General features: G+C 51.2%; 18 protein-coding genes. 6 read left to right on the forward strand and 12 right to left on the reverse strand.

The window, feature by feature from the left end:
- The first annotated feature begins 5 nt into the window (after window positions 1-5).
- Together holC and FHW74_RS20810 are read left to right on the forward strand one after the other, a co-directional pair.
- Window positions 6-461, forward strand: coding sequence for a DNA polymerase III subunit chi (gene holC, locus FHW74_RS20805; protein WP_183172214.1), 456 nt, complete (start codon window positions 6-8; stop codon window positions 459-461).
- A gap of 5 nt (window positions 462-466) precedes the next feature.
- Window positions 467-3322, forward strand: coding sequence for a valine--tRNA ligase (locus FHW74_RS20810; protein ID WP_183172215.1), 2856 nt, complete (start codon window positions 467-469; stop codon window positions 3320-3322).
- Between the two features lie 79 nt (window positions 3323-3401).
- Here the strand turns inward: FHW74_RS20810 and FHW74_RS20815 are convergent, their stop codons facing one another.
- On the reverse strand, window positions 3402-4589 hold the full coding sequence (locus FHW74_RS20815) for a YjgN family protein (protein ID WP_183172216.1): 1188 nt from the start codon (window positions 4587-4589) through the stop codon (window positions 3402-3404).
- Between the two features lie 177 nt (window positions 4590-4766).
- Here FHW74_RS20815 and FHW74_RS20820 point away from each other — a divergent pair, with 177 nt between their 5' ends.
- Window positions 4767-5270 carry a GNAT family N-acetyltransferase gene (locus tag FHW74_RS20820; RefSeq protein WP_183172217.1) on the forward strand — a complete coding sequence of 168 codons (504 nt, stop codon included), beginning with the start codon at window positions 4767-4769 and terminating at the stop codon, window positions 5268-5270.
- A 64-nt stretch (window positions 5271-5334) separates the two neighbouring features.
- On the opposite strand, the gene FHW74_RS20825 is transcribed toward FHW74_RS20820, so the two are convergent.
- The 3 genes from FHW74_RS20825 to rraB all read right to left on the reverse strand — a co-directional run bounded on the left by FHW74_RS20825 (window position 5335) and on the right by rraB (window position 7479).
- Window positions 5335-6159 carry a topoisomerase II gene (locus FHW74_RS20825; RefSeq protein ID WP_183172218.1) on the reverse strand — a complete coding sequence of 275 codons (825 nt, stop codon included), beginning with the start codon at window positions 6157-6159 and terminating at the stop codon, window positions 5335-5337.
- A gap of 90 nt (window positions 6160-6249) precedes the next feature.
- Window positions 6250-7008 (reverse strand): tRNA isopentenyl-2-thiomethyl-A-37 hydroxylase MiaE, encoded by a 759-nt coding sequence (miaE, locus tag FHW74_RS20830; protein WP_183172219.1) that lies wholly within the window; start codon window positions 7006-7008, stop codon window positions 6250-6252.
- A 45-nt stretch (window positions 7009-7053) separates the two neighbouring features.
- Window positions 7054-7479 carry a ribonuclease E inhibitor RraB gene (gene rraB / locus FHW74_RS20835; protein WP_183172220.1) on the reverse strand — a complete coding sequence of 142 codons (426 nt, stop codon included), beginning with the start codon at window positions 7477-7479 and terminating at the stop codon, window positions 7054-7056.
- 164 nt (window positions 7480-7643) lie between these two features.
- Here rraB and argF point away from each other — a divergent pair, with 164 nt between their 5' ends.
- Window positions 7644-8648: an ornithine carbamoyltransferase gene (gene argF, locus FHW74_RS20840; RefSeq protein WP_183172221.1), complete on the forward strand. Its 1005-nt coding sequence runs from the start codon at window positions 7644-7646 to the stop codon at window positions 8646-8648.
- A 42-nt stretch (window positions 8649-8690) separates the two neighbouring features.
- On the opposite strand, the gene FHW74_RS20845 is transcribed toward argF, so the two are convergent.
- A complete protein-coding gene (locus tag FHW74_RS20845) occupies window positions 8691-9143 on the reverse strand; it encodes a YhcH/YjgK/YiaL family protein (protein ID WP_183172222.1) in 453 nt (150 codons plus the stop codon).
- Window positions 9144-9789: 646 nt separating this feature from the next.
- On the opposite strand from FHW74_RS20845, the gene pyrB reads away from it, so the two are divergent.
- Together pyrB and pyrI are read left to right on the forward strand one after the other, a co-directional pair.
- Window positions 9790-10725, forward strand: a complete 936-nt coding sequence (gene pyrB, locus FHW74_RS20850) for an aspartate carbamoyltransferase (RefSeq protein ID WP_183172223.1) — start codon at window positions 9790-9792, stop codon at window positions 10723-10725.
- A 13-nt stretch (window positions 10726-10738) separates the two neighbouring features.
- Window positions 10739-11203, forward strand: coding sequence for an aspartate carbamoyltransferase regulatory subunit (gene pyrI, locus FHW74_RS20855; RefSeq protein WP_183172224.1), 465 nt, complete (start codon window positions 10739-10741; stop codon window positions 11201-11203).
- A gap of 28 nt (window positions 11204-11231) precedes the next feature.
- Here the strand turns inward: pyrI and FHW74_RS20860 are convergent, their stop codons facing one another.
- From FHW74_RS20860 to tssM, 7 genes are all read right to left on the reverse strand, one after another.
- The gene (locus FHW74_RS20860; protein ID WP_183172226.1) at window positions 11232-11723 is read right to left on the reverse strand and encodes a type VI secretion system baseplate subunit TssE; all 492 of its coding nucleotides are present in this window, start codon (window positions 11721-11723) and stop codon (window positions 11232-11234) included.
- 11 nt (window positions 11724-11734) lie between these two features.
- On the reverse strand, window positions 11735-12538 hold the full coding sequence (locus FHW74_RS20865; RefSeq protein ID WP_183172227.1) for a type VI secretion system accessory protein TagJ: 804 nt from the start codon (window positions 12536-12538) through the stop codon (window positions 11735-11737).
- 11 nt (window positions 12539-12549) lie between these two features.
- Window positions 12550-13380, reverse strand: a complete 831-nt coding sequence (locus FHW74_RS20870; protein ID WP_183172228.1) for a TagK domain-containing protein — start codon at window positions 13378-13380, stop codon at window positions 12550-12552.
- Between the two features lie 4 nt (window positions 13381-13384).
- On the reverse strand, window positions 13385-13645 hold the full coding sequence (locus FHW74_RS20875) for a PAAR domain-containing protein (protein WP_183172230.1): 261 nt from the start codon (window positions 13643-13645) through the stop codon (window positions 13385-13387).
- Between the two features lie 103 nt (window positions 13646-13748).
- Complete coding sequence (locus FHW74_RS20880) at window positions 13749-16358, reverse strand: type VI secretion system Vgr family protein (protein WP_255459961.1); 2610 nt, start codon at window positions 16356-16358, stop codon at window positions 13749-13751.
- A gap of 36 nt (window positions 16359-16394) precedes the next feature.
- Window positions 16395-17102, reverse strand: a complete 708-nt coding sequence (locus FHW74_RS20885) for a hypothetical protein (protein ID WP_183172231.1) — start codon at window positions 17100-17102, stop codon at window positions 16395-16397.
- A 2-nt stretch (window positions 17103-17104) separates the two neighbouring features.
- On the reverse strand, window positions 17105-20887 hold the full coding sequence (gene tssM, locus FHW74_RS20890) for a type VI secretion system membrane subunit TssM (protein WP_183172232.1): 3783 nt from the start codon (window positions 20885-20887) through the stop codon (window positions 17105-17107).
- Window position 20888 lies beyond the last annotated feature (1 nt).

Raw genomic sequence — 20888 nt, forward strand, 5'->3', positions numbered from 1 at the left:
ATATTATGAAGAGTGCAACCTTCTATCTGCTGGATAACGATACCCATCAGGATGGCCTGAGCGCCGTTGAACAACTGGTGTGCGAGATCGCCGCAGAACGCTGGCGGGCGGGTAAACGTCTTCTGATTGCCTGTGAAAACGAAGCCCAGGCGATACGCCTTGATGAGGCGCTGTGGGCGCGCGATCCGGACAGTTTTGTGCCGCATAACCTGGCGGGTGAAGGGCCGCGCGCCGGGGCGCCGGTCGAGTTAGCCTGGCCGCAGAAGCGTGGCAGCAGCGCGCGCGATGTGCTGATAAGCCTGCTGCCGGGGTTTGCAGATTTTGCCACCGCTTTCCCGGAAGTGATAGACTTCGTTCCTTACGAAGAAACCCAGAAACAACTGGCTCGCGAACGCTATAAAGCCTATCGCGTGGCTGGTTTCCACTTGACCACGGCCACCTACGGCGCCGCAAAGACATAGCAGAAATGGAAAAGACATATAACCCACAAGATATCGAACAGCCGCTATACGAGCACTGGGAACAGCAGGGCTACTTTAAACCCAATGGCGACGAAAGCCAGGAAAGCTTCTGCATCATGATCCCGCCGCCGAACGTCACCGGCAGTTTGCATATGGGTCACGCCTTCCAGCAAACCATCATGGACACCATGATCCGCTATCAGCGCATGCAGGGCAAAAACACCCTGTGGCAGGCGGGCACCGACCACGCCGGTATCGCCACCCAGATGGTGGTTGAGCGCAAAATTGCCGCCGAAGAGGGCAAAACCCGTCACGACTATGGCCGCGATGCGTTCATCGACAAAATCTGGCAGTGGAAAGCAGAATCCGGCGGCACCATTACCCGCCAGATGCGCCGTCTGGGCAATTCTGTGGACTGGGAGCGCGAGCGCTTCACCATGGATGAAGGCCTGTCCAATGCGGTGAAAGAAGTGTTCGTGCGCCTGTATCAAGAAGACCTGATTTACCGTGGTAAACGCCTGGTAAACTGGGATCCGAAACTGCGCACGGCGATCTCCGATCTGGAAGTGGAAAACCGCGAGTCTAAAGGCTCAATGTGGCACATACGCTATCCGCTGGCCGATGGCGCGAAAACCGCTGACGGCAAAGATTATCTGGTTGTTGCCACCACCCGTCCGGAAACCCTGCTGGGCGATACCGGCGTGGCCGTCAACCCGGAAGATCCGCGTTATAAAGATCTGATTGGCAAATTCGTGGTGCTGCCGCTGGTGAATCGCCGTATTCCGATTGTTGGCGATGAACACGCGGATATGGAGAAAGGCACCGGCTGCGTGAAAATTACCCCGGCGCACGACTTCAACGACTACGAAGTGGGCCGTCGTCACGCCCTGCCGATGATCAACATCCTGACCTTTGACGGCGATATCCGTGAAAGCGCGGAAGTGTACGACACCAAAGGCAACGAATCTGACGTTTACTCCAGCGAGATCCCGGCGCAGTTCCAGAAGATGGAACGCTTTGCCGCGCGTAAAGCCGTTGTGGCTGCCGTTGATGAACTCGGCCTGCTGGAAGAGATCAAACCCCACGATCTCACCGTCCCTTACGGTGACCGCGGCGGCGTGGTGATCGAACCGATGCTGACCGACCAGTGGTATGTGCGCGCAGACGTGCTGGCGAAACCGGCGGTGGAAGCGGTAGAAAACGGCGATATCCAGTTCGTGCCGAAGCAGTACGAGAATATGTATTTCTCCTGGATGCGCGACATTCAGGACTGGTGCATCTCCCGCCAGTTGTGGTGGGGCCACCGTATTCCGGCCTGGTACGACAACCAGGGCAACGTCTACGTGGGCCGTAGCGAAGACGAAGTGCGCCAGGAGAATAACCTGGGCGCGGACGTGGCGCTGCGCCAGGACGAAGACGTACTCGACACCTGGTTCTCCTCCGCGCTGTGGACGTTCTCTACCCTCGGCTGGCCGGAAAACACCGACGCGCTGCGTCAGTTCCACCCAACCAGCGTGATGGTTTCCGGCTTCGACATCATTTTCTTCTGGATTGCCCGCATGATCATGATGACCATGCACTTCATCAAAGATGAAAACGGCAAGCCGCAGGTGCCGTTCCACACCGTGTACATGACTGGACTGATCCGCGATGACGAAGGCCAGAAGATGTCCAAATCCAAGGGCAACGTGATCGACCCGCTGGATATGGTGGACGGTATCTCGCTGGAAGAGCTGCTGGAAAAACGCACCGGCAACATGATGCAGCCGCAGCTGGCTGAGAAGATCCGCAAGCGCACCGAGAAGCAGTTCCCGAACGGCATTGAGCCGCACGGCACCGATGCGCTGCGCTTCACGCTGGCGGCGCTGGCCTCTACCGGCCGCGATATCAACTGGGATATGAAGCGTCTTGAAGGCTACCGCAACTTCTGTAACAAGCTGTGGAATGCCAGCCGCTTTGTGCTGATGAATACTGAAGATCAGGATTGCGGCTTCAACGGCGGCGAGAAAGTGCTTTCTCTGGCGGACCGCTGGATTCTGGCGGAATTCAACCGCACCGTGAAAGCCTACCGTGAAGCGCTGGACAGCTACCGTTTCGATATCGCAGCGGGCATCCTGTATGAGTTCACCTGGAACCAGTTCTGCGACTGGTACCTGGAGCTCACCAAGCCGGTGATGAACGGCGGTTCTGAAGCCGAACTGCGCGGCACCCGCAATACGCTGGTCAACGTGCTGGAAGGTCTGCTGCGCCTGGCGCACCCGATTATTCCGTTTATCACCGAAACCATCTGGCAGCGCGTGAAAGTGCTTAAAGGCATCGACGCCGACACCATCATGCTACAGCCGTTCCCGGCTTACGACGTGGCGCTGGATGACGAAGCGGCGCGCACCGATACCGAATGGCTGAAGCAGGCGATTGTGGCGGTGCGTAATATCCGCGCGGAAATGAACATTGCGCCGAGCAAACCGCTGGAGGTGCTGCTACGCGGCGCCAGCGCCGATGCTCAGCGTCGCGTGAACGATAACCGCAGCTTCCTGCTGAACCTGGCGCGTCTGCAAAGCATTACCCTGCTGGATGACGGCGACAAAGGCCCGGTGTCGGTGACCAAAATCATCGACGGCGCGGAATTGCTGATCCCGATGGCGGGTCTGATCGATAAATCCGCTGAGCTGGCGCGTCTGGCCAAAGAAGTGGAAAAAGTGGAGATCGAAATCGGCAAGATCGAAAACAAGCTGGGTAATGAAGGCTTTGTGGCCCGCGCGCCGGAAGCAGTAGTGGCTAAAGAGCGCGAGCGCCTGCAGGCGTTCCACGATGCCAAAGCAACGTTGATTGAGCAGCAGGGCGTGATTGCCGCGCTGTAAGAGTTACGCTGACGAAAAAGCCGGGTTTGTTAACCCGGCTTTTTTATTGGTTTTTGGAGGACGAGCTATAACAACAGACTCAAATAAAAGGAATATTAACGATTAGCCCACGTGACAGCACCGTCAGCACACCCGATTTCATTGCCTCATCGGAGTCCTGTATATCATCCAGCGATCCAATCACCTCACTATGGGAAGCCGTATATCGCAGGAAACGCACTCTGGCCCAGGGATAAGCCAGACCGCATGTCACCATGACTAATACAAAGTTGCTAATCAGGATCCATACCATTTGAGGGAAATTCAGCGTTGATGAAAAGCGAATATGATCACCCAGCTTTAATGCGGACCAAAAATAATTACGTAGGGCAGTAAAGACATATCCGATACTGACCAGTATTGCCATAAAATAAACTAAATAGCTTGTCAGGATAACTCCTGAATAGTTGGCATAGATATTCGCTTCAATTTCCGGCTGGCTTAATCCTGACATAATTGAAAGCGTAACCTCTGAAAATATCGGCGCGTTAATTTTTACTATCACCGCAATAAATGGTAATAATATCAAATTACTTAACACGCTCATCTTTACGCACTGTTTAGTGTTGATAAGTGCAGAAAACCGTAAGTTCCCCAACGAAGATGAATCGGCGAACATTCTCATCCACATTGCCAGGCATATACCGTTGATAATACCAAAGAGAATTAACGCCGCCAGGCCCCCTATAATGACACTGGCGATCAGGCTGTTGAGACTATCAGGAGAAGGCATTGCCTTTAAACATCCAAACAAAATTAAAACGCATACGAAAATGAGCAGCAACGGGCAACCCAGCATTACCCACCATGCACGTAGCGGAGCGCAGTTAAAAGAGAAGCGGACATCATTTATCCGGGTCATTAGCGCCTGATAGCGCAAACTTAACACGATGAGCCAGGGCAAAAATAGCACTAACAAGAGAGCCATGGTACTGCCGACAACTACACTTTTATTTGCCAGAGCCACAGCAAACAGGACATAGGCCACCAACAAAAGCAACCAACTGGCAAAGATTACGCTGCCCTTTGCATGATAGCTAAAAAAAGCGCCTGATAACTCCGTTTTCGAACATATATACTTCCTGGTCCTTACCATCGCCCAGGGAAGATAGATCCCTAATGTAATTACTGTTAAAACAATGTTCACAATCCAGATACGAAAATACTCACTTCCTTTGCCATGAAAAATAAACGCATGTCGCCTGTCGGCATTTTTTTCCAGTTCCATTTCGTTGCATTCCCTTAGCCATAAAATAATTTACTGATGTTTCCATTTAACATTGCAACACAGGTCATGCCTGAGTTAAATGCGTAACCGTTGAAGAGTCATTTTTTCAGAATCTTGCGAATGGAAATTAACAGTGGTATTAAAGGCGATACGTTTTTAATTTTTCTGAGTGCTGTCATGACCATAGCCACCCGGGTTGAACTCTCGTTACGCCCGATCGCATCTCACGATAATGCCGCTATTGCGAGCGTCATCCGCACCGTTTCCGCTGAGTACGGCCTTACCGCCGACAAAGGCTACACCGTGGCCGATCCGAATCTGGACAGCCTGTACGAACTTTACAGCCAACCGGGCCACGCCTACTGGGTCGTCGAGCGAGACGGAAAAGTGGTGGGCGGCGGCGGCGTCGCGCCGCTGTCATGCAGCGAGCCGGATATTTGCGAGCTGCAAAAGATGTACTTTTTGCCCGAAGCACGCGGTCAGGGCCAGGCCAAAAAGCTGGCGTTGATGGCGATGGGTTTCGCTAAACAGCAGGGCTTTACCCGCTGCTATCTGGAAACCACCGCCTTTTTGAAAGAGGCTATCGCGTTGTATGAGCATCTGGGTTTCACCCATATCAGCGAGCCGCTCGGCTGTACCGGCCATGTGGATTGCGAAGTGCGAATGCTGAAAAATCTCTGACCGCCCTTCCCCTGCACACTCTGACAAACGATAACCACACGCAGCGCCTGCCGCGTGTGGTTTTTTAATCGGTGCTCACCGAATAGCGAATAATCCCTGCCGCTTTATTTACCGGCAGTTGCAGAACGTTGCGCCACAGATCCTGGGTGATGTTACACACCACGCCCTCTTTGCCCGTCGCTTTCTGCGGTTCGTTCATCAAGGTGATGTCCTGGCCATACTGTTGCACCAGTTTCTGAACGATGGGCTGGACATCCTGCATCGCCTGCTGGCGCTCCTGCGGCGTCACCTGATGCTTATTCGGGCCGAACGCGGCGCGCATCATCTCGGCATCCACATCCAGACGATGCTGCGTAACGTCAGCCGGCAACATTCTGGCGGCGTTGATGCCCCCTTTGACCGCCGGGAACAGGAAGCGGAAGCAGGCGTCGTCACTCTGTTTTTGGATCAGGGCGGTCTGCTGCATATTGGCCTGCATAAACGCCACCACGTTGGCGTCCGGCGCGGTTTGCAGACGCGCCATCTGAATAGCGAGGATCTGCGGCTGGATCGCGTCAATCACATTCTGCTCCGACTCGCCCGCTTTCTGCATCGCCAGCGCCTGCTCGCGAATGCGGCTCCAGGCTTGCGGCTCCTGTTCACGAATGATTTGGTACAGCGGCAGCCGCTCCATGGCGGTATCAAACTTCTCGCTTTCTGTCATCTGCTGCGTCACGTTATCGCGCGGGATCAGATACTTCACGTCGATGATGTTCCACACCACGATAGCGAGCAGCGCGATAATCACGGCGCTGGTTTTGCCGATCCAGCCCTTTTTACGAAATACGCCAACCACGATGGCGATAACCGCACCGACATAGCCTGCGAGAATGACATGTGTCCAGTTCATAATTTTCTCTGATATATGCAAAGGCTTCTTTTTACCAGGCTGAGCGGATTTGTCACCCTCTCAGGCGGATACCTGCCAATTTTAGGAGAGTTAAACCGGCACTCCGCTATGGAAACGAAACTCTGGATCAGGCGACTGAATAAGCCCGGCTTCCACTTCGCCTAAATAACGCACACGGGGCGTGATATCGTCCGGCGAGATTTGCTGCGCCAGAGCCAGATAATCCTGGTAATGGCGCGCTTCGGAGCGCAGCAGGGAGAGATAAAATTTTTGTAACTCGTCGTCGAGATACGGTGCCAGGGCGGCAAAACGTTCGCAGGAACGCGCTTCGATGTAGGCTCCGCAGATCAGTTTGTCGATCAGCATCGCGGGTTCATGGGTGCGAATGGCGCGCAGTAGCCCTTTGGCATAGCGGCTGGCGGTGATTTTCACATACGGGATGTTTCGCGCCGTCATTACCTCCCGCACCTGCCAGAAATGATGCAGCTCCTCTTTGATCAACAGCACCATGCTGTCGATCAGCGCCTGGCCCCAGGGATCGTCGGTTTTCGGCATCTCGCTTTTGCTGACGCGCTTTTGCAGCGCCACGAAATCCACTTCCGGGCCGTTATAGAACGCGAAAGTTTCATAAGGTCTGAGCCATTCCAGCAGCATGTCGGAGCCGGATTTGTCCGCCACGTATTTACGGATCAGCAGCATCGCGGTCTGCGCGGCTTTGAGTTCGCAAATCATATGGTCGGTTAACAGCAGCGGAAGATTATCCGGTTGTCGGGCTTGTTGCAGCCAGGCATCCGGGGTGGTGCAGTGGAGAAATTGATGGACCGGTTCGAGCAGTGCGGAGGTGTTCATTCGCTATCCTTGAGGGCGGCAGCCCGATGCTGCCGCCGCGCGATATTAGTGACGCACGCCGTCGTCGTCATCATCCATGTATTCGTCATCGTCGCCGTCTTCACCTTCTTCACCGTTCGGATCTTCGAAGTAGGTACCCCAACCGTCATACTCGACATCGAATTTTTCAGCCAGGTCCAGCAGTTGCGCGACCTGCGCGTCAATCAGCTCGGCGTTGAGCGCGCATTCGCTCAGCACATCGCAGCAGATCACGGTTTCGCCTTCGTCCAGTTCAAGCTCTTCCGGGTCGGTGACTTCATAACCCATTTTGAAGGCTTCTACCGCGGCTTTTTCGAGGGTTTCAAAATCATCTGCCGAGAGGTGGTGTTCGATGGTGTACAGCGCATCCGGATCGCTGCCGTCCTCAAGCAACTCTTCAATGATAAGACGCGTTTCTTCGCGTTGTTCTTCCAGGTGTTCCGGGTTTGCCATGGCTCGTTCCTCAATGTGTTGGCAGATACTTACTATTTTCACATACCCCAGTGATTGCCTCCACCTTTCCGGTAAAAGTTTTATTTTTCGGGGTTGCAAATGCATATTCATACATATAAATTGAATTTTAATTCAACAAGTGGCATCAGCCAGGTGAGGGAACTATGTCGGCTTTCTATCAAAAACACTTTCTGAAATTATTAGATTTTACCCCTGCACAGATAAACGCATTGCTCGATCTTGCCGCAACGCTGAAAAGCGATAAAAAGAATGGCAAAGAAGTTCAAAAGCTTACTGGTAAAAACATCGCGCTCATCTTCGAAAAAGACTCAACCCGTACACGATGCTCTTTCGAAGTTGCCGCTTACGACCAGGGCGCTCGCGTGACTTACCTCGGCCCGAGCGGCAGTCAGATTGGGCATAAAGAATCAATTAAAGATACCGCCCGGGTGCTGGGCCGGATGTATGACGGGATCCAGTATCGCGGCCACGGCCAGGAAGTGGTAGAAACCCTGGCGCAGTACGCCGGCGTACCGGTGTGGAACGGTCTGACCAACGAATTCCACCCGACGCAGTTGCTGGCGGATTTACTGACTATGCGCGAGCACCTGCCTGGCAAAGCTTTTAACGAGATGACGCTGGTCTATGCCGGCGACGCGCGCAACAACATGGGCAACTCAATGCTGGAAGCCGCCGCGCTCACCGGGCTGGATCTGCGACTGGTGGCCCCTAAAGCCTGCTGGCCGGACGCGGCGCTGGTGGAGGAGTGCAAAGCCATGGCGGCGCAAACCGGCGGCAAAATCACGCTTACCGAAGACATAGCGGCTGGCGTGAAAGGCGCAGACTTTATCTATACCGACGTGTGGGTGTCGATGGGTGAAGCCAAAGAGAAATGGGCCGAGCGCATCGCGCTGCTGCGTGATTACCAGGTGAATAGCCAGATGATGGCGCTGACCGGCAATCCTCAGGTCAAATTCCTGCACTGTTTACCGGCTTTCCACGATGAAGAAACCACGGTCGGCAAGCAGATGGCGGAGCAGTACGGGATGCACGGCGGCATTGAAGTCACCAATGAGGTGTTTGAATCGCCGAACAGCATTGTGTTCGACCAGGCGGAAAACCGCATGCACACCATCAAAGCGGTGATGGTGGCGACGTTAGCCCAATAAAAAAGCGGCCCGCTTCAGGGCCGCTGTTGTTTGCAAGGCAGATTACGCAACCAGCATTTTCACCACAACTTTACGCACTTTAGTATTCTCGCCCACGGCGCACAGCGGCTTGTGAACTTCGCCCGGATAGAACACCACGAAATCCCCTTCCTGCATTACCACAGTTTTTTCCTGGCCGCCTTCCGGCAGGAACGCGATGTCTTTATCCGCCAGCCAGTCGGTATCCGGCTCACCCGCAGGCAGACAGCTGAAGGTCATGCCTTCCACGCCGCGCATCACAATCTGGATATCCAGGTAGCGCGCATGATACTCCGCGCGGCGCTCGGCCAGCGGCTGGGTTTCATCTTCGGAAACCAGGAAGAACAGGTTGTTGCCGTCGATATCGTGCTTGCCCAGCGGCGTTTCTGGGGTAACGTGCTGTTTGATATGTTCAATTGCCTGGCGCAGTTCAGCGGGCAGCCATGACTGCAGATGGTGGATGTTGCCAATGATCACGGGAAGCTCCTTATATTTACCCTAAATAATTCGAGTTGCAGGAAGGCGGCGACGCAGCGAATCCCCAGGAGCTTACATAAGTAAGTGACTGGGGTGAGCGAGGACAAATCGGCAAGCCGATTTGAACGCCGCTTGCGGCGGCCCTTTAGGGCGAGGCCGCAAGGCCGAGTCAAGCCAACGCACCTGCAACTTGAAGTATGACAGGTATAAAACATCGTTTCATTTTTATGAGTTATATGAGGAAATGCCCTGCCCTACCACCGCTTTGTGGCAAAAATCTGCTTTAGCGCATATTTATTGGCGCATAAGCTTGCAGATTTTCACGATCCGTTTGTGCCGCCCGGTCAGTTTTGGTTAAAGCAGCCCCTGCATATTATTCACTATTTTTGAGTGCTTATGCAGCGCAACCGCTTCCTAATGTAAATATGTGCATTCTCCGCTTGCTATGCGATTGCGGCTGAGTATAATCCGGGACAATTTGCCGGGAGGAAGCATGGTTCTGCGAGTTCGACAATATGTCCTGACACAACGCCTTAACGCTGGCGTCGCAGTCCCGTTTTTCTTTCCGTTATCCAATGAAAAAACCCCTCAATGAGGGGTTTTTTTTTGCCCGGCGTTTGCCCGCCGTTCGAAAAAGGAGAGAGACATGGCTAATCCGCTCTATCAAAAACATATTATTTCCATCAACGATCTGGACCGTGAAGAGCTGGAGCTGGTGCTGGCGACCGCTGCGCGCCTGAAGGCGAATCCACAGCCGGAGCTGTTGAAGCATAAAGTGGTCGCCAGTTGCTTTTTTGAAGCCTCAACCCGCACCCGTCTCTCGTTTGAAACGTCGATTCACCGCCTGGGCGCGTCGGTGGTCGGTTTTTCGGACAGCAGCAACACCTCGTTGGGCAAAAAAGGCGAAACTCTGGCGGACACCATTTCCGTGATCAGCACCTATGTGGATGCGATTGTCATGCGCCATCCGCAGGAAGGCGCGGCGCGCCTCGCCACCGAATTTTCCGGCGGCATCCCGGTGTTGAATGCCGGTGACGGCGCGAACCAGCATCCGACCCAAACGCTGCTCGATCTGTTTACCATCCAGGAAACCCAGGGGCGGTTGGAAAACTTAAACATCGCTATGGTGGGCGATCTCAAATATGGCCGCACAGTGCACTCGCTGGCCCAGGCGCTGGCGAAATTCAACGGCAACCATTTTTACTTTATCGCCCCGGAGGCGCTGGCCATGCCGCAGTACATCCTCGATATGCTGGATGAGAAAGGTATCGCCTGGAGCCTGCATGATTCCATCGACGACGTGGTGCGCGAAGTGGACATTCTCTATATGACCCGCGTGCAGAAAGAGCGTCTCGACCCATCAGAATACGCCAACGTGAAAGCGCAGTTTGTCCTGCGCGCCGCCGACCTCAACGGCGCACGCAGCAATATGAAAGTGCTGCACCCGCTGCCGCGTATTGATGAGATCATCACCGACGTGGATAAAACGCCGCACGCCTGGTATTTCCAGCAGGCCGGTAACGGCATTTTTGCTCGCCAGGCTCTGCTGGCGCTGGTTCTTAATCGCGATTTCCCGCTGTAAGAAGGAGATGAACATGACTCACGATAATAAACTCCAGGTAGAAGCCATCAGCCGTGGCACCGTCATCGACCATATCCCGGCACAGGTGGGCTTTAAGCTTCTTACGCTGTTCAAACTGACCGAGACCGATCAGCGCATCACTATCGGCCTGAACCTGCCGTCCGGCGAAATGGGCCGTAAAGATCTGATCAAAATTGAAAATACCTTCCTGACCGACGAGCAGGTCAATCAGCTGGCGCTGTATGCACCTGAGGCTACCGTTAACCGTATCGATAATTACGAAGTCGTGGGCAAAAGCCGCCCAAGCCTGCCGGAGCGTATTGAGAAAGTGCTGATCTGCCCGAACAGTAACTGCATCAGCCGCGTCGAGCCGGTGGCGTCCAGCTTTAGCGTCAAAAAACGTGTTGAGGATATCGCGCTGAAGTGCAAATACTGTGAGAAAGAGTTTTCCCATCACGTGGTGTTGGCGGACGGGTGACCCCGGCGCGGGCCGGGGGTGGGGCGTATTATGAAGCGCTGAGCGCAATATGTTCCGTTTCCCGGTCATACACACCGTTCACGCACAGATCGATAGGGTTTGGATCCCAGTAAATCAGCGCGCGGATTTCGAAAAGAATAAGCCCTCCCCGGGAGGGTTCATCTTTTCCGGTAAGCAAACGAACCAGCAGTGATTCCGGGATAAGTCTTGGCTCAAAACGCAGCAATGCGCTTCTGATACGCTTTTCCATTAATGCCCAGTTATCAGAACTACCAAATTTACCGGTCATGGCGGCTACGCCATAATTCACTACCGATTCCAGCGCTGGCGCATCTCTTTTTTCCTCTAACCGATCTTCGATATTGGTGTTATTAAGGATGGCAGCAATATCGCGTTGCACTAACCTGCGCATCGTTCTGGCATCGTAAAAACAAACGTCGTAGGCCTCCTGAAGCTGTTTAGGTTCATCATCTAACAAGCGATCAAATAATGTGGGTAAATAAGGTCTTTTCTTTTCCATTGCCGTTTGACTCAGCGTAATTTCAGGCTGCCTGTCTTCAGTAACGAAAACTCGCCGGCATCAGTGATAAACATTTTCTGCCCGCTGCCAATGAAAAATGAGTCGGATACCTGACGCCAGTGGGTCTCAAAACCCAACTGAAGCGACTGCTCGCATGAGTTGCTAACTGGATAACGCGCGGGCATATAACCAAACCAGGTTTTCCCGTTTACCTTAACCTCCGCAGACTTCCAGACAACATCCAGTATTCCTTTGGGTTCTGTCAGGATAATCGATTCAATATCAGAGAACGCGATCCAGCGATATCCCCCGGCGTGAATGAATTCGCATACGGGCCCCAGTCTACCGTCACCGTCAGCGATCCACTGGAAATCACCGATTTGCTCGCCAGTGCCGCCTTTGGCTGGCGCCAGATCGAAGGCGTCGTTACGAACTCGATCGGCTTCCTCTGTTTTACCTTGTGTAACCAGTTGATTAGCTTGATGAAGCATTGCCATCCAGGCGTCAGCATCCGGGGAGATTTCTGTTACACCCGCTTCCCGTTCGCCCGCAAGCACTTTTTCCCGCATCAGCTCACTAAATACTAAATTCTTATAGAGCTCACATTGTTTTTGATATTCATTATCGAGCAACGGGATCGTTTCCAGTTGAAGTAACGCTTTCTCCCATAATCCGGAAATGCAATAGAGTTTAAATAAAAGTTCCCGCTCAATAACATTATCGGGCTGTGATTTAACGCGGCTAAGTGTCTCTTGTAACAGTGTATCTAACGACGTATGGGTTAATAACGCTTTTAATGAATTGGTATCAGACATAGCATAATCCTTTATAGCAAGCTATCTAAATCGCGTTTATGAAATTCCCTGGCAATAAGATCGGGAATCGTCCTGGTCTTTCTGACCGGAATGTTATCGGGAGCAACCAGATGCAAAATGTCGTATTTGTTTTCCTCAAACAATTCATCTTGCTCTGTTCCGAGTATCATCACTTCGTCAAATGCTTTATCGAAAAGAGTAATAGATTCAAATATGCATTCTGTTAACGTCCTGTTTTTCATTTTTTCTTTTGTTTGTTCAAACTGACCATCTTCTGTTAAGGGTTTATTGCGCAGGGATGAACTGTTTTTATCAATAGCCTCAAGCTCTTGCTCTCCCCAGATAAGACGTTTTTTATATTCAATCTGCAATTTCTGTAAAACATCATCCTGTTGCTCTTGCAGATAAGATTGCGCAGCTGCGGATTCCTGCCAGGCAATATGATGCCCACCATAAGAGAGTAAATCCTCTATATCGCCGGGTTCCGGGGGGTGGACGTCAGAATGCGGTTGCACGTAAAGCGCATCGGCTAATTGTTCTCTGTCGAGTTGAATGACAATACTGACATGACCAATTTGCAGCTTGCTGCCGGAAAGTAAATGACGCGTTTCCCCCAGGGATAGCGGTCTGCCGTCCAGGATACAAACATATTCCGCACAGTGGTTGAGAATAACGGGACCGCTGGTACTCCAGTAAAATAATGCGCCTTCGCTGTCACTTTCGACGCTAGCCGGTTCAAAATTGCCGGTTAACGGATCCAGACGAATACACGCCTGATCGTTGTATTCTTCATGCAGCAAAAATCCCTGGCGCGCCAGAGGCCACGTTATGGACAAACGCATAGCTTTAACCTATTAACACGTCGCCGGAACCACTCGTGATTGTCGCGCCGCAACCAGCGGGATCGCCAATACGCGCAGCCGGGTTATTGTTGATGAACACGGTTCCCGAGCCCGCAGCCATCGTACTACTGCCGTGTATTGAACAGCTAACTGAGCTAATCCCAACCACCGCCGCGTTAATATTATTGATAAAGACATTCCCTGAGCCGCTGGTGACAGCGCCGCCATGACTTATTGAATCGCCGATGCGTCCTGCGTTTTGCATATATCGCCTCCGTGACAAAATCGATTAACTATGCAGAGAAGGCCTAGCCCTCCCTGCGCTTATCAGTCGTAATTACGTGTATCGCCGGTAATTAGGTTGGTTCTTAAGTTTCTGTAATGGTTGGCGATTCCGTCGGTGTATCTGTCGGTGTATCTGTCGGTGTATCCGTCGGCGTATCCGTCGGCGTATCTGTCGGCGTATCCGTCGGCGTATCCGTCGGCGTATCCGTCGGCGCCTCAGTCGGCGGTTCCGTCGGCGGTTCCGTCGGGTCATAGGTAGGTAATGGCGGCAGAGGGATCGGCAGCGCCATCAAACCAAAGACCAAAGAAAGATGATCAGGAAGGTTTAACGCGCCGCCAAAGCCGCCACTACAGCAACCGCCAAAGCCGCCGCCAAAACCGCCGCCGCCACCGCCACCGCCACCGCCACCACCGCCATCGCCTGGGTTAAGGTGAACCTGACCGCCCTGAATCACGACTTTGCTGGCACCAATAAGTTTTATAACGGTCGCGCTGATCGTTAGTACGCCGCCGGCACTCATCGCGATGGCGCCTCCCGCAACCAATGACGCTGCGCCGCCTACCGCCACCGCATGCGCACCGCCAACTGCTAGTGTGTTAACTCCCCCAACGTTAGTCATATTTGCGCCACCAACGCTGGTCATATTCACACCGCCAACATTGGTCATATTCGCACCACCAACATTGGTCGAATTCGCAGCACCTACTGTGAGCGAATTCGCGGCACCAACATTGGTCGAATTCGTAGCACCTACTGTGAGCGAATTTGCGGCTCCGATAGTGGTCATATTTGCGGAGCTAACGTTAATCATGTTAGACCCACCCACTGTGAGCGAATTGTCACTACCGATGGTGGTCATATTCGCATCACCAACATTGGTATAATTCGATCCGCCAACATTCAATGCGTTAGCTGCGGCGACGGTTAACGAACTCTCGGCCCCTACGACAATTTCCCGCGCGACGCCTACATTAAGCGTGTAATTAAGCCCAACTAACTTGGTGTAGCCGCCGCAAACATCCTTGGAATAATCCGCGCCGACGTACATTTTGCGGTTTTCACCCACTTTAATGTCGGAATTGACCCCAATGGTCTGGGTTTCATTACGCTTGGTAACGCGATCCATATCGCGCTCGGCCTGCTCCCAATATTGTTCCAGACCGGGTTTATCCTCGAACCGAATACCGTTGTAATTAGTACGGCCGCCCCCTATCGTGCGGCTAATCAGACCACTCTGCGTGCTGTTCGCTGGCAAATCCCAGGGGGGCATAGTGATATTGTTATACAGACTGCCAATAATCAGCGGCCTGTCCGGGTCGCCGTTAATAAAATCGACAATCACCTCATGACCGACGCGTGGAATATAGATCCCGCCAAAATTATTCCCTGCCCAGGACTGGCTGACACGTAACCAGCAGGAGTCAGATTCGATATTTTTACCGTAACGATCCCAGACAAAACGAACTTTGACCCGGCCATATTCATCGGTCCAGACGTCTTCGCCGGGTGGCCCCACAATAATCGCCGTTTGCGGGCCACTGGTTTTAGGTTTGGGTGTGATAAACGGCGCACGAAATATTTTTGTCGTTGGCTGAACGGTGAAACGACATTCAAACTGGAAAATTTCAGCACCATGAGTTTGCGGGGTTTCCACCGCTTTCAGGTAGCTTGAAATCACCATATATTCCCGGTTAGCTTTCTCCAGCGGGAAGCTCGCCAAATCGAAATTCATCCCACAGGCGATCCCCCTGACCTCGCCGACGCCCTGGGCACGCGATCCCAACGCTCCGCGCTCTTCCATACGAATGCGGGCTAACTGCTCGCCGATAGAGGGCTGTTCGTAGTCACCAGGCCAGTGATACATCTCCATACTGTTGAAACTGGTTTTACGTGGTTTATTATCTATCGCAAGGATATCCGCTCGCGACTTTGTGAAATCGTAATCGTTAGTAACCCATTGCCCGGTCGTGATCGTTTCCTGATGATGAAATGAATTAATATACTCTTCACCCGCTTTAGGATTTTCCGGCAAATAATGGATGACATGGTAGGCTGCGCTATCACTTTTTTTATGAGCGCCAACGTGGTCTACCAGAATAAGTTTATGTTTCCCGCCTTTATGCTCAAAAAACCAATAAATACCCCACTCTTCCATCAAACGTTGGATAAAGTTGTAATCGGTTTCTCCATATTGAACCTGGAAGTCGAGCTCAGGATAAGAGCCAGACAGCCGCTTTTCAAAAGGAAAGGGGTAATCCGCCAGGACTTCATCAATAATATCAACAACACTTTTCTTCTGAAAAATCTTGAAGTCTGATGTCAGTTCCGTCAGATAAAGCCACGGCCGAATGATAATCTCAAACATGGCCTGATCGGCGTCGCGTCCTATGTAACGTGACTGCTGAACTATTCCGGATATCTCCCTGGTCCCTTTTCCCTGACTGGTTACATCATCGAGTCCATTACCATCCAGCTCAATAGAAACCGTCATTTCTTTACCGATAAGGGCCTTGAGATCGATATTAGATGCAGCCTGCCATGGAATAGCAGGGTTTGCCGGGGTTTTCGCCGTAATAGTATAGGAATAGAGTCTGGAAAAAGTTTCCTCTCCTTCCAGCTTAGCAAGTACCAGCGCTGGTTCGCCTAATAAATACGGCATTGCAGAACTGTTTAAAGTAAATGTCCGTGCCATCAAATTATCTGATCCTTAGTTAATAATGCCACCTGATTACTTCGCCTTTGTGATTAATTCACTGGTCATAAACACTTTTCTGGAATCCACTACTTTTCCAAATCGGCTTAGTTTCCAGAACCATATACAGTGCTGATATTCGATACATGCCGGCCAGTTCAGCCATGGCAAAACGTCTAACCCGCTCGCTTCTGTATAGAGATAATCCGCCGCCCCGCTTTCCTCAATCAACAGAGCGGCTCGCTCCGCGAAGCGCCAACGCGTTTTTATTGCAACGCTCTCAAAAAAAGGGGAGTAGGAGCGCTGTAGCGACTGCACCCAGCTTTTGAGTTGTTTCATCCCGGCGTTTGTGTATATATCCTGACCGAATAAAATCAGAATACGCGCCATCCAGAATGCCAGCGAAGGCGTTGACTTAAGATAAACGCCCAGCCAACTGAGGGGGGCCTGGACGTACAACACGCCGGTGATGTGTTGATTAACTACTCTGAAAGCGCCGTAGTAATACCCCTTGCGCCCCAACACGGTTGCAGGGAAAACAAAACACCAGACTGCAACGTCGGTATTCGCAGGCGAAGCGAGCTCGCCGTGCCCCGCGCCTGGTAAATAATTGAGTAGCAGCGCCGAAAGCGTGCGCAGGTGCAGCGCGCGCCCAGGCTGCCATCTGCCGACGCGCGGTGTACCGTCTGGCTGATAAAATGCAAATCGTACGGCCGGTTTGCTGCTGAAAAAACGCGTTATCATCTTCATAAACCCGTGGGGCAGTTGAAGCGGCGTAATAGTTCGATAATGGGCCGATGGCCATAGCGCAGCCCTGATACTTCGACATCAACGCGGCGTTTATCGAGATACCAGGTCAAGATATCATTCCCGGAGGCGCTTTTACTGACCTCCTGCGCGCTTTCAACCCAACGTAGTAAAGCCCAGGCATCTTCAAGCTTTAAGCCCGCATTTTTGGTATAAATTCGTGGCTGAACCGTGAAAATAATTGCTGATTCGCCGGATGCAGAGGGCCATTTAAATGACGTCGCCATCACAGGGCCATGAGCGTAGCGTAAACTTACACCGTCAATGCTCAATTTAAGTTGAGTAATGGAAGGATCCATATAGGGCACTGTTGCCGAGAGATTAAGCATCAGCTTTTTTCCATCTTGCCCCTGGAAAAAGGCGTTACGGATTTCTGCTGCTTGTTGAAAAATAGCTAACCCCTCACTGCTGCTTGATCCTTTATAACGCCATGGCATCGCAGACGTATCGACCTTATCGGCGAGATGTTTCGCAAAATAGTCGTCGACCAACCCATTTGCCGCAAAAAATCGCTCAAAATCGCTAATGTTGACGGACTGTTCACTGTCAGCAAAGGGATAGCGCCCTTGTAACGTGCTTCGGCATACTTCACCAAGGCCGCTTTCAATGGTTTCCTTACTCTTATTAACCACTGCATAGTCCATCTTTTCATAAACGCCGTTCAGCAGCGGTTCGACGATCTTTTGAAAAGGATCGGGCCATGTCTGCGACTCCGCCGCCAGCTGTTTACCAGAGTCAGACATTTTTGGGACATCGCCATCGCGTAACGCATTACTGGAAATAACTAACAGCGTGTATTGCTCATTAAGCATGCTCATCATTTTGCTAAAAGGCCCTGCCTGTGAGGTTGGGCCCGTACCAACAAAATCGCGTAATGATGAGAAGTAATCATCGACATTGTTCGCGACCAGTTTTCTTTCGCGCTGCTCAAGCGCCATGTTCATTTGCCAGGCTTTGCTAACCACAGGATTGCTACTTCCCGGCGTTCCCATTAGATTGGGTAATTTAGCGGGCTCAACAGCAAGCGACGTTTGCCTGACCGCCTCCCGGCCCAGTGCGACCAGTGGCGTGTCGGATGAAGCTAAAGTCCTTAATAAATAAATATCGCCGGAGAGACCGGACGCGCTGTCTTTAAAATCAGGGCCAGCAGAAACAAGCCGAATATTGGCCAGAAATTGCTTCCATATTTCCCGATACTCCTTTAGATAAAGGGTTAATACGTCACTTTTTAATGCCAGGGGGTTCAGCGTCAGATTAGCGCTTTTTCCCATTACCCAACTATCCTCTTGCTGATAAGCGGTGAGCAAAAGGGCGAGTTTTTTTTTAACAACGTCGTGATAACCCTCCCAGGTGTATAAACCTGGGATTTCCTGCTCCACCAGATTTTCATCATTCAGCGCCAGAACTTGAACGCTCTGATTGCCTGTCATTTTTTCGAGCGTCAAATTTTCCGGCGCATCATTTAACAGTTCTGATTTAACACGATCATAAAGACGGTTAGCGGATGTCGTTTGCGACAGTAGCGAACGAGCAAGCATAATCAGCGCGTTGTCAGCTGGCGCCAGTGACTGGCGCCATTCTTCATTACTGAAAAGTTGATTCAAATGAGCGATAAACAACACGTCCTCTTCAAATGGGAGCGTTTTCCCGGATGCTTCCCACTGACGTTTTATCGCTGAAATCGAGGTCTTTTGATCAAAATGGCCCTCGCCGGTCAGTATCAAATAAAGCTTAAGCGCCTCGTAGATACGCGTATTTTCTTTCGAACCCACAGCCTCTTCTAACGCATCGTGAGCGTGTTCAACCAGCACTGGGTATAAAAATTTGCACAGCATATACTGGTACAAACCATTACTATTGCGGGTGCTGGCTTTGCCGACGTACATTCCATAACGCCAACTCCATGGCGGCTGAAAGAGTTCCAGACCTTCGTAGTCGGGTAGGGTACGCACCTGGTTTAATAGCGGTAGCACAGTGGCTTGCTGGGCATTTTTTATAAAACCGGCAAAAGCGGTTTCAAGTTTGCCAAGTTTGAGATCGAAAGCGTCCAAATACTGTGTGTTGTTCTGAAAGCTCGTGGTAATGCCGGTATAGAGAAAAAAGGCGACGATAAGTGTTAACACATGACCAAATACGTTCTGGAATCGATATTTAGATTCTGCTTTCAGGTTATAAGAAACCAGACCGGCATCGGCAATAATCACCTGTGAAAAAAGTTGTTTAATAAAGTAATGCTTATTCCAACTCGTCTCCACCAGAGATAAGTCTTCAGTTGATTTTTTTGCTATCTGACTTGAAGGGGCTATGGGGCTCTTACCTTCGATAAAATTCTGCCAGCGGTGAATAATAGTATAATTATTATTCAATACCTTATTACCGGATTGGTTGCTACTGGTGAAATAGATACCGCGAAGAATATTGCCAGCCTGGTTATGATCGTAGCGAGAGGCAAAGAAAACACCCTGGAGCAGTTCTGTCAGGGTTTCACATAACACACCAAAGTCGTGTGCCAGCGCATACATCGTTTTGCGATCGGCACTGGCATACTCTTCCTGCTGGCGAATGGCGATATAGCCATCGATACGTTGCTCAAGCAATTTAAGCTCACACGCTATCTGTTCCTTGAGGCTACTCCCTGACGCGTGGGTATCTTTATCGCCATAGGGAAAAGATACCCCCCATATTTGCTCCCTTTCCTGCGCGGTCAGGCTACGAAAATATTCATCAAATCCCGTCAGGCAGTCCATTTTAGTCAGGACGACATAAACCGGAAACTGGATACCTAATTCTGTCCTCACATCATCCAGGCGCGAACGCAATAATGCCCCAAAGGTAAATAACTCCCCTTTATCTTTGGCCAGAATATCCTCGCAGGAGAGCGTAACGATGGTGCCATTAATCGCCTTAACGGGTCGATACTTACGAATGGCTTGAATGATACCTGACCATTCTTTGCGGCTACTGTCATTATCGGTAACATACTTACCTGAAGTATCAATAAATAACGCATCATTGGAATACCAACATTCGCAATGTGCAGTAGGTTCGCTTTCTTTACCCACTCTGTTGAGCTGTTCAAAAACAGGGAATTCCTGTCCGGAGGAGGTAATCAGGGCTGTTTTACCGGATCCAGTTATTCCCATGAACATAAACCATGGCAATTGATCACGAGAAGACTCGGGTAAAAAAAAGAGTTTCCAGGTAGGTATTTTCCTACGTGCTTTACGAGCCCAAAGCGCAGCTTTTTTAATTATCTGGTTTATTTCATAAAAATCAGCATCAGGTACGGGTGACGTTGCTCTGAATTTTAGCAATTTATCAAAGAGTGCAGGATTGTGGGATAGTGCTATTAGCAATTTCCACAAACTGTAAAGCATCATTATAAAAATAATAGCAAAAATCAGCATAAGCCGATGTGATACGACCAGTAGTGGATAGCCCTTGTTAAGCAGAACGTAGGGACCCATTATCCATACAGCAAAACAGAGGGTAACGCCCATCATTATAAAGAACGGGAGCCGCCACCAGAAGAGACTAAAACAAATAAAGAATGCCATAGAAATACACAGGACTCGCGCTTCCACGGGTTCCATTGGCCGTACTTTACCAAATCCCCAAAACGGCCCTAAAAACCAAATTCCGGCTGCCAGTACAGTAAACGCACTTATAATTAATAGCGTTCTAAGCGACTGCCCGGAAAATAATCTGGTTAAAAAAAACATT

It is taken from the genome of Atlantibacter sp. RC6 (genome assembly GCF_014193285.1).
Taxonomy (GTDB): Bacteria; Pseudomonadota; Gammaproteobacteria; order Enterobacterales; family Enterobacteriaceae; genus Atlantibacter.

Bases quoted from the DNA above. Each gene is read 5' to 3' on its own strand.
- holC (WP_183172214.1), top strand. From the start codon at position 6: ATGAAGAGTGCAACCTTCTATCTGCTGGATAACGATACCCATCAGGAT.
- FHW74_RS20810 (WP_183172215.1), top strand. From the start codon at position 467: ATGGAAAAGACATATAACCCACAAGATATCGAACAGCCGCTATACGAG.
- FHW74_RS20815 (WP_183172216.1), bottom strand. From the start codon at position 4,589: ATGGAACTGGAAAAAAATGCCGACAGGCGACATGCGTTTATTTTTCAT.
- FHW74_RS20820 (WP_183172217.1), top strand. From the start codon at position 4,767: ATGACCATAGCCACCCGGGTTGAACTCTCGTTACGCCCGATCGCATCT.
- FHW74_RS20825 (WP_183172218.1), bottom strand. From the start codon at position 6,159: ATGAACTGGACACATGTCATTCTCGCAGGCTATGTCGGTGCGGTTATC.
- miaE (WP_183172219.1), bottom strand. From the start codon at position 7,008: ATGAACACCTCCGCACTGCTCGAACCGGTCCATCAATTTCTCCACTGC.
- rraB (WP_183172220.1), bottom strand. From the start codon at position 7,479: ATGGCAAACCCGGAACACCTGGAAGAACAACGCGAAGAAACGCGTCTT.
- argF (WP_183172221.1), top strand. From the start codon at position 7,644: ATGTCGGCTTTCTATCAAAAACACTTTCTGAAATTATTAGATTTTACC.
- pyrB (WP_183172223.1), top strand. From the start codon at position 9,790: ATGGCTAATCCGCTCTATCAAAAACATATTATTTCCATCAACGATCTG.
- pyrI (WP_183172224.1), top strand. From the start codon at position 10,739: ATGACTCACGATAATAAACTCCAGGTAGAAGCCATCAGCCGTGGCACC.
- FHW74_RS20860 (WP_183172226.1), bottom strand. From the start codon at position 11,723: ATGGAAAAGAAAAGACCTTATTTACCCACATTATTTGATCGCTTGTTA.
- FHW74_RS20865 (WP_183172227.1), bottom strand. From the start codon at position 12,538: ATGTCTGATACCAATTCATTAAAAGCGTTATTAACCCATACGTCGTTA.
- FHW74_RS20870 (WP_183172228.1), bottom strand. From the start codon at position 13,380: ATGCGTTTGTCCATAACGTGGCCTCTGGCGCGCCAGGGATTTTTGCTG.
- FHW74_RS20875 (WP_183172230.1), bottom strand. From the start codon at position 13,645: ATGCAAAACGCAGGACGCATCGGCGATTCAATAAGTCATGGCGGCGCT.
- FHW74_RS20880 (WP_255459961.1), bottom strand. From the start codon at position 16,358: ATGGCACGGACATTTACTTTAAACAGTTCTGCAATGCCGTATTTATTA.
- FHW74_RS20885 (WP_183172231.1), bottom strand. From the start codon at position 17,102: ATGATAACGCGTTTTTTCAGCAGCAAACCGGCCGTACGATTTGCATTT.
- tssM (WP_183172232.1), bottom strand. From the start codon at position 20,887: ATGTTTTTTTTAACCAGATTATTTTCCGGGCAGTCGCTTAGAACGCTA.